Consider the following 12,212-nt stretch of genomic DNA (forward strand, 5'->3'; position numbering starts at 1 on the left):
AACTATCGTCAGCTGTTACCCTGAGCCATGGTGTACTTCCCTCCGGCTCCGTTCCACCTGTATATTCCAGGTTATAGTTTGCAACCAAGATATCCGCAAAACTGAAGACCGGAAATGCCAGCAATAAGATGCATATTAACAACAAAGATCTTTTCATATAGCCCCCCCCCATACTCATGGTTTCTTAATTATTGGTTGGTTGAAAAATTATATGAAATTATAAGCGTCGGAAGCTCGTGCTTCTCATTTTGTGATGCAAATTTCATACCGTTAGGCCCATGCCATGCATAATATATTTAAAAATTGTATTTAAATTAAATTTCAATTAGTTATATCTATCTTCGCAAAGCAGAATACGGGTTCATTCAACCGATTTTGAGCCCAATTATGGAAATGACTTCATAATATCTGTGAACTAAATTACACAATACATAAAACGCCGGGGACATCCCTGATATATTGACATTTGACCCGGTTTGTGCTATGTGTTCGTTATGCCACGCAAAGCGCGCATAGATGCCCCCGGCGCCCTGCACCACGTCATCGTCCGCGGGATCGAGCAGCGGGCCATTTTTCGCGATGAAAACGATACGGAAAATTTTATCGAGCGCCTGGGAACCATCCTGACGGAGACGGCGACCCCATGCTTTGCCTGGGCCCTGATGGGCAATCACGTGCACCTGCTGCTGCGGACCGGGCTGGCGCCAGTGGCCGCGGTCATGCAGCGGCTTCTGACCGGGTACGCCCAGCGGTTCAACCGTCGTCACGGGCGCCGCGGCCGGCTTTTTCAGAACCGCTACAGGTCCATTCTGTGCGAGGAGGATGTCTACCTGCTGGAACTGGTGCGCTACATCCACCTCAATCCGTTGAGGGCCGGAATCGTGGAAAGCCTGGATCAATTGGCCTGTTTTACCGACAGCGGGCACGCGACCCTGATGGGGACGGCGGCGCACCCCTGGCAGGACACCGCCCACGTCCTCAACTGTTTCGGGAACAAGGTGACGGCTGCCAGAAAGGCCTATCTGGCATACGTCGAAAAAGGGATCTCCCGGGGAAAAAGGACCGATCTGACCGGCGGCGGGCTGGTGCGGTCGGCCGGCGGGTGGCGGATGCTGAAGGCGCTCAGGCGAAGCAACCGCCGCGTGAAGGGCGACGAGCGGATTCTGGGAAGCGGCGCGTTTGTAGCGGCCGTCCTCAAAAAGGCCGGCGAGGACTACGAGCTGCGCACCCGGCTGCAGGCGACGGGGCCGGACCTGGATACGCTGATCGACATGGTGTGCCGGCACCTGGAAATAGCGCCCGAAACCGTGCGCAACAACAGCAAATACCGGGATGTCAGCAGGGCAAGGGCGCTGGTCTGCTACCTGGCGACGCGCAAACTGATGCTTTCCAACGTGGCGGTGGCCGGGGCCCTCGGCATATCGGCGTCGACCGTCAGCCGGGCGGCGGCAAGGGGGCAAAAAGACGGACAACTGGAAACGATTCAGCAGGAGCTGCTCGGGGAGATGGGGCTCGAGCGCCATTGAGCGGGAACGCACGAAAATTGTCATGGTCGTTCGTGTGCTTTTCGACTTTCGTGTTTTCGTGATACATGGTCTTTAGCTTTTCCGGTTTGTCCGGGCTGGGTCATGCGACATGTATATTTGTGAAATTTATTACCTATTTATTGTGGAATAGGGTTCACATATTCGGCGTCCGGGGCGGGATAAAAAGGAGTTAACCGGTTAGAATTATATTAAAAAAATACACTCTTGTAAAATTCGCACGTTTCTTGCATATATGTGGCTAGTTAAGTGGATATTCAACGGCTTGCGCCGGAAACCGTAGCGGTGAAACCACTAACCTGTGAGGGGCTGATACTGCAATGAGAAGCAATGGCTTGCTGGATAACGGAGGAAGAAGGGCCGGGGGCGACAGGCGGGTGTTTTCCTATGCCATGCACATTCCCGAAAGGCGGACGGGTGACGACCGGCGCACCGGCACCGACAGGCGGCGCAACAAACGGGAAAGCTAGGCCGAATCCGCCGGCACGCGCTGTGCCGTGACCTTGCCGGCAGGTTTTTATAAGTTATATATAGATCGGGCAAACGGGGCAAATTCGTAGCGAATTTGCCTTTTTTTGGTTCACGGAATGCGGCTCAGGGCGCAGGGCGCAGGGCGCATGGCTCAAGGTGCAGACCGCTCGACGCATGATGTTTGAAGTTGCCTTGCGCCACACGTTTTACGTTTCACGTCTCACATTTCACGACTTAACATGTAATCACTTAACACGGGGTTACCGGATCACTCGGCCCCTTGAATCCTCGGACCCTCGGATCCCTATATCCCCTTTTCCCTCAGGCGCCTTTCCCCGAAGCGCATGGGCAGCAGGACGGCCAGGACACATATCAGGAGCACGAGCGTAAACGACCCCACGACCCACCCCCATTCCCACAAACCGAGCACGCGGCCGTGAAGGCTGGCCACGAACAGGTTGTAGACCGGGCCGGCTTCCAGCACGATGACCCCGCCGACGAAGGCGGCGCAAACCACCATGAAGAGGAGGCCGCCGAAACTGGTGACCGTCTGGGCCGGATTTTCCGCCTTGAAATTGGGGAAGGCGGCCCCGAAACCGATGCCGATGGCGATGACGCCGGGCACCATGCAGAAGATGGAAATGGTGGACAGCGCCATCATGAAGGCGGTCACGTTGAGAAAGATGTTGGTGGCCACGATCAGGATCTCGGTCAGGACCAGCAGGGGGAGCATGTAGATGAAGAACTTGATCCACATGAAGCTGCGAATCGTCAGCGGGCCCGATTTCACCAGCCAGAAGGCCTCGTTTTCGTTGCTCACCGCCGGGTAGGCAAACCGGCCGGTCACGGCGATGAGGACGAAGGCGGCCAGGCCGACATTGAGGAAGGAGAGCAGATTCTGCAGGTAAAAGGTGTTGATGGGCGCTTTCTCCAGGGGCAGCGCCTTGAAGTTGAACACATAGATCAGCACCAGGGCGCCGATGAGAAAGAGTTGGGACCACTGGGTCTGGTCCCGGAAAAAGGACTTGACCTCCTTGACGGCAAAGGCTTTGACCGGGCCGGGCAGAAAGGCGAAGATCAGGTCGCCGGTGGTGCGGTTTTTGAACAGCCGTGCGGCGGAGGTCTGGGCCTTGGAGATGCCCTTGTGGTAGAAGGCGTCGGCAAAGAGGATGCAGCTAAAGACCGTCAGGCCCACGAAACTCCACGCCAGGGCCATGTGAAAAAGGCCCTGGGAGACATTGCCCGTCAGGGCGGCCCGCATGGCGTCGTAGGCCCAGGTGCTGGGAAGGTAGGGGGTCTCCGGGGTCCGCAGGGCCGACAGGTAGAGCATGACGGATGAGAAGGTTTCCGGGTCGACCATCCTTTCGGGCCGCAGCAGGCGGAAGGCCAGAAAGAGGATCAAAAAAAGGATCAGGCCCAGCAGGATGAAAATGTTGCGGATGCGGTTGGCCGGGACGACGATCACGGAGGCCATGACCACGATGACGCTCAGGCCCGAAGCGATGATCGCCAGCGTCAGGATCGAGGAGAGCACGGTGACGTAGTAAAAGGGCCCGCCCCGGAAAACGATGCCGTAGGCGATGAACACCGGCAGGGTGTAGACCACCACCATCCAGGCGCTGTCCACGGTGCTTTCCGTCCAGCGGGCCAGGAAGATGCGATGGCTTTCCACGGGCAGGGCGTGGACGAGATCGAGGTCCTTGCTCAGAAAGAGCTTGGAAAGCGCCGTCAGGATGCTGCTGAAAACGAGCAGGGACAGCAGCGTGATGAGCATCATGGAGAGCAGCTTGAAGGCGATGATTTCCCCCAGCGTTTCGATGCTGTCGAAGTAGCGCAGCACCCTCAGGGACACGGCAAAGATGCCTCCCCACAAAAGCAGGCCGACGGCCCCCATCACGGTCAGCTTGACCCAGCGGCTGCGCCTGCCGCCGAAGAGGGTGCTGTTTTTGACGCTCAGCAGCCTGGGCCGCAGCAGGGTGACGACATCATGCATTTTGAGTCAGCCTCAGAAATACCTGTTCGAGATTGGCGTCGCTTTTCCCGGGATCCCGTATTAGCCGGTCCGGCGTGCCGGCCGCGATCATGCGCCCCTTGTTGATGATGCCGATGCGGTGGCAGACGTCTTCGGCGACCTGAAGGGTGTGGGTGGACAGAAACACGGTGACCCCCTGGCCGGCCAGGCGGCGGAACAGGTCTTTCACCAGCTTGATCCCGCGCGGGTCCAGCCCGACCATGGGTTCGTCGACGATGATCACCTCGGGGTCGTGCAGCAGGGCGGCGGCCATGATCAGGCGCTGCTTCATGCCGTGGGAATAGGCTTCGATGAGCTCGTCGCCCCAGTCGTCCAGGGAAAACATTTCCAGGTTGCGGCCGGCTTTTTCGGGAAAGGCGCGCGGGTCGACGCCGTACAGATCGGCGATGAACTTCAAGAATTCCATGCCGGTCAGTTTTTCGTAGAGATAGGGCCGGTCGGGGATGAAGCCGATTTTGTGCTTGGCCGCCTCGGGGTGCTGCATGATGTCGAGGCCGCAGATCTGAACCGTGCCCGCGGTGGGGATCAGGATACCGCCCATCATTTTGATGGTGGTCGTTTTGCCCGCACCGTTGGGACCGATGAATCCGAATATCTCTCCCCGGGAGACGGTCAGGTCCAGGTCTTTGACCGCTTCGGTTCGACCGTAGCGTTTGCTGATGCCTTTCAGTTCGATCATGGGTTCATTCCGTTCCTTCCAGGATGGTAATGCCGATTTTTCCGATGAGCCCCAGGATGTTGAGCTGGTCCTCCTGGGCGCCGCCGGCCAGGCGTATGTGGGTCACATCCGCCGGCAGTTGATTGAACAGCGCATCCGCGGTGATCCACCGCTCGCGGCCCAGGTCGACCAGGTTCCAGGCGTGGTAGTAAAAGCGGCCGTTGAGGTAGACCAGGCCGGCCTCGACCTTGGTCGGCAGGTAGACGGCCCTTGCCAGGGCGGCGAACAAAACGGCGTGTTCGTTGCAGTCGCCGACGCGGTTCTCCAGGGTGGAAACGGCATCGGGCAGGGACAGCACCGGCCGTTTGCGGATATGTTTCTGGATCCAGGCCATGATCTTGCGCGATTTTTCCAGCGCGCTGTCGTCTTCCCCGGTGATGTCGTTGGCCAGCTTGACGATGGCGGGATGGTTGGACTGGATGAAGGGGCTGGGTTGCAGGAAGGGATGCTTCGACCAGCGCCGCATTTTCCAGGCGAACGCCGTGGGCAGGTTGTCCAGCGATTCCTTTCGGATGGTGAGCACGCCGTCGGCGAATGCCTGTCGCCCGCCGTTGAGACGCACCTTCTCACCCGTCAGCCCCGTGATGCGGGCCTTGAAGCGCTGCAGGGCCGCCGGGTCGGAGATCTTCCTGTTGGCCGGCACGGATGCCAGGTCGGTCAGGTCCTGGCTGGATTTGACGGGCAGCCGGCTCATGGCATCCTCCTGTGTCGTATTTACCAGGCTGATGCCCAGCATGCCCGTTTCCTTGAGAATGTTTCCATGGGCGTCGATCCAGGCCAGCTGGGTGGATCCCTTGAACCGCAGGGATATTTTCGTGGCCTCGACCGTGCGGCCCGGCAGGACGATCTCCTCCTTTTCCAGGACCGTGAGCGTGATCGATTCCTGGCCCATGGCCACCGGGTCGAAGACCTTCAGGGTAACGCTCTCGCCCGGGTGCAGATTTCCGGCCGAAGCGGCCTGAACGATGCCGGACGTGAAATAGATTTTTTCACCCAGGGGGATTTCGACCGTCTGCTGCGAGCCCTTGGCGCCCACATCGAGGGTCAACGCATTGCCGTTGACGGTTCCCCGTGCAATAAAGTCGAAGCGTCCCGAGGAGACTTCGTAAGTAAAGGAGGAGAGGGAAAAATCCTCGTTCAACTGCCCGTTCGATTTCAGGCTGATATCCTGAACCAGGCCCATGGTGTTGATGCGCATGAAAACGGTTTCACTAAAACGCAGCCCGTCCCGGGCCCTGACATAGCTGGCATGGGAGAATCCGATTTTATTGCCGTTCTGGAGAATGTTCATCCAGGTGTTTTTGTCGGAAAAATTTTCGGCCGCAGTCAGCGCGCCGGCCTGATGTTGCTTTGCTTTCGGTGTAAAGACGCCCATACGCACCAGCAAGAGCGCGCAGAAGAGGAGCGCGAAGCATACGGCGGCCATCCTGATCGGTTTTTTCCTGTGTCGGCGCATAAGGCGTAAGGTAACGAATATTATGGTTTTGTCAAGAAATATAGATATATGTGGGTATGGGCGCATATGGGAATGGGTGAAAAATTCCTTTTTTGATGATATTTCATTTGGCACGCCATCGACAACGTTTCTTGGCGCTTGATTTTGGATCCTGGTTGTTCAATGCAACCCGTATCGAGTATCCAGCATCCGGCTTGACAAAAAAGGGCGCGAGCCTTAACTTCAACAATCTGAAGAGGATGCATTCGGATCAAAGCCTTGGAGCAAAAAACACTTGGCCCTTGCACCCCTCCGAGTCTTGCATCCTGAAGATTAAATGAAGGGCCGGGGAGTTTTAGCTCAGACCCCCCGTCATCCCTGCGAAGGCAGGGATCCAGAAAGCGATCAGCCATAGGCCCTGGATCCCCGCCTTCGCGGGGATGACGTAACAAACACCCCGACGACTCGGTTCAATAGTCAACATTTGCAATGCTCAATTTAGGTCGCAAGCTGGTTCTGCCTCCTGGTTGAGGTCAATATGGTCGGCAATAACCATGGCACAGATTATAAAGGTGGTCGGGAAATCGAACTCGGGAAAAACGACGCTGATAGAAAAGGTCATTCCCGAAATGAAAAAACGCGGATACCGGGTGGGATCGGTGAAGCATTCCCATCACGGAATCGAGATCGACCAGCCGGGTAAAGACAGCTACCGCCACAAGATGGCGGGGGCCGACACCGTGGTGGTCGCTTCGCCCGATGAATTCGCCGTGCTCAAAAAGGCGAAGACCGACGATCTCGACAATCTGGAACATTTTTTTACCGATGTGGATCTGGTGCTGGTCGAAGGCTACAAGCGCGCGGACCGGCCCCAGGTGGAAGTTTTCGACCGGAAACGCCACGAGGAGCCCTATGCCTTGAGCAGCGACAACGGGATCGCAGGACAGATGTTCGCCTTTGTCAGCGACGATGACGTTGTCATCGAGGGTGTGCCCCTGTTCAAAAGAGATCAGGTGACGGAACTGTGCGACCTGATCGAAAGGAGATATCTGAAAAAATGAAAGAGATACTGATCGTTCTGGCGGTGATGGGGGTGTGGTTTCTTCTGCAGGCCTATATCCTGCCGAAGCTGGGAGTGCCTACCTGAATGAGCAGTGCCTGTCAGGTGCCAGGCAAGCCAACGGTCGTCGAACCTGTGGATCAGGAGACAGGCGCCGGCAACACCGATCAACCGGCCGGAAAGGACTGATTCCGGCGTCACCCGGACCTTTGAAAGCCCCTGCAGACGACGGCAGGGGCTTTTTTTGTTGGAACTCTCAAAAGCGATAGATTAGTGGCATGAATAGTGGCGAATTATTTCCATTGTATGTATTTCGCGGCAGCCGCCGTTTTTTTCAGGGCTGAAGCCCTGGGCTACATTGCTGCAAGCCGGTGGCGCTTCGCCCTCAGGGACCTTGCCTATGAAAGCCTCCGGCTTGCGAAAGGTCGAAATAAGGAAAAAATAGCGACCAAATCGCGTTACATACCATCGTGGAACACGATGTTATTTTCAGGAGGAGAGGCTCCGGTCAAACACCCGGCGATCCTTGAACTCCTCTTGCTTGGCGTCATTCCACTGGGCAACCGGTCTCAAATAGCCAACCACCCGCGAATAGACCTCGCAATCCTGATAATTTGTCAACGCCGGTTCCTTGCGAAAGCACCGGTCGCACTTGAGGAAGAAATTGTTGCGCTGCGGTTCATAGACGCTGCCGCCTTGGATGTGGATGCCGTCCGCCCGGGGGACGGCGACGACGCTCACCTCCTCCCGGCAGTCATGACACGCCCCCTCCCACGCAAGAGAGTCGTTTTCGGGGTTGTCGTCGAAGAGTTCGTGCAAGCGTTCGATGGTCATCTGGGACATGGGGTTTTTCTCCTATCGATTTACGTAAGTCAAGCGTCGGGAATTTTAGCTTAAAACCTTTGTCATTCCTGCGGAGGCAGGACACGCAGTGATGCGTCAGCGCTATCCAGAAAGCGATTAGCTGAATGCGCTGGATCCCCGCCTGCGCGGGGATGACGTCAAAAAACAGCCCGACGGCTCAATTAAGTATGGGTTGCAGACAACGGCCCTTCCTTATCGTAAATACATATAGTGTGTCAAGGGAAGTTGTGTACAACATATAGCGCTCCAAAGGCGATGGCGGGTTAGCGAGTTACTTGAGTTTGTTGGGTTATTGGGGTTAGCGGGTTCAATGGGTTTGCCGGTGATTCGGCGAACACAACAAACCCAGCGATACTTGAACCGGGATAACGGGCGCATTCCCTGCAGCTTGCTGCGGGGAGGGTTCAATGTTATGGGCTGACGGCCAGGGTATTTATTCGCCGGTTTAATATTTGGGCTTGAACATGTTCGCCGCTATGCATTAGAAACAGATATCGGCATCGGTTCACTGTTTATACGTGCAAATCTGAAACTTTGGTAATATAGAAGCGTAAATGAATGGGCCGCTTCAAACAGGAGGAATGCCACACATGGTTCACCCGGGCCGCTACAATGCCGTAACGGACGTCGCAGGGATCGAGGTCGGCCACTACACGAACCGCGACGCCGTCTGCGGCGTGACGGTGGTGGTCTGTGAAGAGGGGGCTGTCGCCGGGGTGGATGTCCGGGGGGGAGCGCCCTGCACCCGCGAAACGGATCTTCTCAGGCCGGGCAACCTGGTGGAAAGGGTTCAGGCCGTCGTGTTGACGGGCGGGTCGGTGTACGGATTGGCCGCAGCGGACGGGGTCGTGCGCTGGCTGGAAGAGAAAGGCTGCGGTTTTCAACTGGACGACACGCACGTGGCGCCGATCGTGCCGGCGGCGGCGCTGTTCGACCTGGGGCGCGGCGCCGATTTCGTTCCGCCGATCGACGCCTCCTGGGGAAAAGCGGCCTGCCGGTCGGCCGGCTCCGGACGGGTGGCGACTGGCAGTGTGGGGGCCGGTACCGGTGCTCTTGCCGGAGGGATGAAAGGGGGACTGGGAACCGCCAGCGTCGTTCTGGAAACGGGCATTGTCGTGGCGGCCCTGGTGGCGGCCAATCCCCTGGGAACGGTGGTAAACCCCCAAAGCGGCGTGCTGTGGGAGCGTGGCCTGGAACTCGGCGGCGAATTCGGCGACCAGGGGCAACGACGGGTCAAACTGCCGCCGCCCGCGGCGGCCGCCGGCGGCAACACGACCATCGGGGTCGTGGCCACGGACGCGATACTGGACAAGGCCGGGGCCCACAAGGTTGCCCAGATGGCCAATGCCGGCATGGCCAGGGCCATCCGCCCCATTCACACCCTGTTCGACGGGGACACGGTTTTCTGCATGAGTACGGGCAGGAAGGCCCTGCCGGAAACCGAGGATTTCGTCACCGGCAAACAGGGGGAAGCGATCAACGGGCTGGGGAGCGCGGCGGCCGACTGCCTGGCGCGCGCCGTCATCCATGCGGTGCTGGCGGCCGAAAGCCTGGGCGGCATGACGGCTTTCAGGGACCTGGAGGACCTATAAATGTTCATAGACCATTGTGTATGCACAACGAACCGGATATGATGGCCCGTAATTTTGGGTGGTAACTACAAAAAAATGAAAAATTATTAAAGGAGGAAAGTCATGAAAAAAAACCTGTTGATCATCGTTCTGCTGACCTTGAGCCTGGCGGCCGGCAACGTACTCGCGGCAACGCCCCAAAAAGGCGGCAGCCTCGTGGTGTGCCAGCCGGCGGAACCCTCGGGACTGGATCCGACGGGAAATACGGCTGCGGCCATTGACAGGGTGGTTTATTCCAACATTTACGAAGGCCTGATCAAGGTGAACAGCGACGGCGAGTTCGTTCCCGGTCTGGCCACGTCCTGGGACGTGACACCGGACGGCCTGACCTACACCTTTCACCTCAGAAAAGAGGTCAAGTTTCACAACGGCCAGGATTTCAACGCGGCCACGGCCAAGTGGAACCTGGAACGCGCCATGGATGAAAAGACTGTCAACGCCCATCCCGAATACTTTCGCGGCATTGCCAAAATGGAGACGCCGGACGACAACACCCTGATCCTGACCCTCAAGGATGTGGACGCCCTCTTCATCGCGCACATGGCCGAAGGGGACGCCGTCATGCTGCCCATGGTGGGCTACAAGGGCGCCAAGTCCAACCCGGTCGGCACCGGCCCGTTCAGATTCGTCAAGTGGGTGCGGGGCGACCGCGTGGAAATGGCGCGGTTCGACGGCTACTGGAACCCGGAGCTGCCCTACCTGGACAAGGTCACCTTCAAGTTCATCGGGGACGCCAGCGCCCAGCTGGCCGCCCTCAAGGCCGGGGACATCGATGTGATCGGCTACATTGCAGCGCCGGAGTCCGCCCTGTCGCTGTCCAAGGACGAGCGCTTCAAGGTGTTCGCCGGTACCAGCACGGCCGAGGTGATCATGTCGACCAACAACAAGGCCGCCCCCTTCGACAACAAGAAGGTGCGCCAGGCCATGGCCTGCGCCATCGACCGTCAGGCCGTGGTGGACCTGGTGATGTTCGGGTACGGCACGCCCATCGGCTCCCACTGGTCGCCGTCCACCCCCTACTACGTGGACCTGACCCAGAAATTCGCCTACAATCCGGAACGGGCCAAGGCGCTCCTGGCGGAAGCCGGCTACCCGGACGGGTTCGAGGCCACCATCAAGCTTCCGGCCATCTACAGCTATTCCAAGCGGGCGGGCGAGGTGATCGCGGACATGCTCAGCCAGGTCGGCATCCGGCTGAACATCGAGATCGTGGAGTGGGGGCAGTGGATCGAGCGTATCTTCAAGAAAAAGGAGTACCAGCTGACCATGATCGGTCACGTGGAAGCCTGGGACATCGGCATCTACGCCAACCCCGACTACTACTTCCAGTATGATTCCCAGGAATTCAGGGATGCCTATGCCAAGGCCCTGAGGGCGCCCAACGAAGCGGAAAAGGCCAAGTGGTTCGGCCGGTGCCAGGAGATCATTGCCGACGATGCGGTCAACGGCTTCCTGTTCTCCGCTTCCGGACTGCCGGCCATGCGCAAGGAAGTGATGGGCTGGTGGGAAAACTACCCCACCATCGCTCTTGACTGCACCGCCGTCTGGCTACAATAACATTGCTGCGCAATTTTATTTTGAAACGCGGCTGCGCCGCTCAACAACGGATTACAGCCCGCCGACGCGGGCTGTAATCCGTTATGATTTCGAATTTCAATTTTAAAATCCGCATGCATTCATGACCCGATATTTCCTAAAAAAACTGATCACGCTCGTGGTGCTGCTGTTTCTGGTGTCCATCACGGTGTTTACCGTCCTGTTCGTCCTGCCGGGCGACCCGGCACAGATCATCCTGGGGATGAACGCCACCGAGGAAACGCTGGCCAACCTGAGGACCGAGCTGGGGCTGGACAAGCCTTTCTGGGAGCAGTACTGGGTGTGGATCGCGGACACCCTGTCCGGCAGGGGCAGCTGGTCCATCAACTACGACATGCCCGTGTACGACCTGATCCTGTCGCGGTTGGCCGTGACCGGGCCGCTGGCGCTCATGGCCATGCTGATCGGCATCGTGATATCGGTTCCCCTGGGGATATATGCCGCCCGTCACCAGAACCAGCCCGGCGACATGACGGTGATGTTTTTCACCCAGCTGGGCCTGGCAACACCGGAGTTCTGGCTCGGCATCCTGCTCATCCTGCTGTTTGCCGTCAAACTCGGGATCTTTTCGGCCGGCGGGTTTCCGGGGTGGTCCACGGACGTGTGGGGATCTTTGAAGGCGCTGCTGCTGCCGTCCTTTGCCCTGGGCGTGATCCGCGCCTCCATCCTGGCGCGCCTGACACGCTCGTCCATGCTGGAAGTCCTGCGGGAAGACTACGTGCGCACGGCACGGGCGAAAGGGCTGCGGGAAAGATCCGTGGTGTATGTGCATGCCCTGAAGAATGCGCTGGTCCCCGTGCTGACCATATTGGGGCTGCAGCTGGGGCAGCTTTTGGCCGGGGCCATCATCATCGAGAACGT

At 58.1% G+C, this 12,212-nt stretch carries 10 protein-coding genes; 6 read left to right on the forward strand and 4 right to left on the reverse strand.

What is annotated here, in order from left to right; all coding sequences use genetic code 11:
* Window positions 1-494 precede the first annotated feature (494 nt).
* A complete protein-coding gene (locus LJE94_03545; protein MCG6909183.1) occupies window positions 495-1,526 on the forward strand; it encodes a transposase in 1,032 nt (343 codons plus the stop codon).
* A 338-nt stretch (window positions 1,527-1,864) separates the two neighbouring features.
* Window positions 1,865-2,014: a hypothetical protein gene (locus LJE94_03550; protein ID MCG6909184.1), complete on the forward strand. Its 150-nt coding sequence runs from the start codon at window positions 1,865-1,867 to the stop codon at window positions 2,012-2,014.
* Between the two features lie 305 nt (window positions 2,015-2,319).
* Here LJE94_03550 and LJE94_03555 read toward each other — a convergent pair whose 3' ends face one another.
* The 3 genes from LJE94_03555 to LJE94_03565 are packed head-to-tail and all read right to left on the reverse strand — an operon-like array spanning window position 2,320 to window position 6,191.
* The gene (locus LJE94_03555; protein MCG6909185.1) at window positions 2,320-4,008 is read right to left on the reverse strand and encodes a hypothetical protein; all 1,689 of its coding nucleotides are present in this window, start codon (window positions 4,006-4,008) and stop codon (window positions 2,320-2,322) included.
* Window positions 4,001-4,726, reverse strand: coding sequence for an ABC transporter ATP-binding protein (locus tag LJE94_03560; GenBank protein MCG6909186.1), 726 nt, complete (start codon window positions 4,724-4,726; stop codon window positions 4,001-4,003). Before LJE94_03560 ends, LJE94_03555 begins: the two co-directional genes overlap by 8 nt.
* A 4-nt stretch (window positions 4,727-4,730) precedes the next feature.
* Complete coding sequence (locus LJE94_03565) at window positions 4,731-6,191, reverse strand: transglutaminase-like domain-containing protein (GenBank protein MCG6909187.1); 1,461 nt, start codon at window positions 6,189-6,191, stop codon at window positions 4,731-4,733.
* Window positions 6,192-6,754: 563 nt separating this feature from the next.
* Here LJE94_03565 and mobB point away from each other — a divergent pair.
* Window positions 6,755-7,261 carry a molybdopterin-guanine dinucleotide biosynthesis protein B gene (mobB, locus tag LJE94_03570; protein MCG6909188.1) on the forward strand — a complete coding sequence of 169 codons (507 nt, stop codon included), beginning with the start codon at window positions 6,755-6,757 and terminating at the stop codon, window positions 7,259-7,261.
* 488 nt (window positions 7,262-7,749) lie between these two features.
* On the opposite strand, the gene LJE94_03575 is transcribed toward mobB, so the two are convergent.
* On the reverse strand, window positions 7,750-8,103 hold the full coding sequence (locus LJE94_03575) for an anaerobic ribonucleoside-triphosphate reductase (GenBank protein ID MCG6909189.1): 354 nt from the start codon (window positions 8,101-8,103) through the stop codon (window positions 7,750-7,752).
* Between the two features lie 611 nt (window positions 8,104-8,714).
* Between LJE94_03575 and LJE94_03580 the strand changes: the two genes are divergently transcribed.
* The 3 genes from LJE94_03580 to LJE94_03590 form a co-directional block, all read left to right on the forward strand.
* Window positions 8,715-9,716, forward strand: a complete 1,002-nt coding sequence (locus LJE94_03580; GenBank protein ID MCG6909190.1) for a P1 family peptidase — start codon at window positions 8,715-8,717, stop codon at window positions 9,714-9,716.
* A gap of 102 nt (window positions 9,717-9,818) precedes the next feature.
* Window positions 9,819-11,312 carry an ABC transporter substrate-binding protein gene (locus tag LJE94_03585; protein ID MCG6909191.1) on the forward strand — a complete coding sequence of 498 codons (1,494 nt, stop codon included), beginning with the start codon at window positions 9,819-9,821 and terminating at the stop codon, window positions 11,310-11,312.
* A gap of 121 nt (window positions 11,313-11,433) precedes the next feature.
* The coding region (locus tag LJE94_03590; GenBank protein MCG6909192.1) for an ABC transporter permease at window positions 11,434-12,212 on the forward strand (779 nt) is incomplete at its 3' end.

It is taken from the genome of Deltaproteobacteria bacterium, assembly GCA_022340465.1.
Taxonomy (GTDB): domain Bacteria; phylum Desulfobacterota; class Desulfobacteria; order Desulfobacterales; family B30-G6; genus JAJDNW01.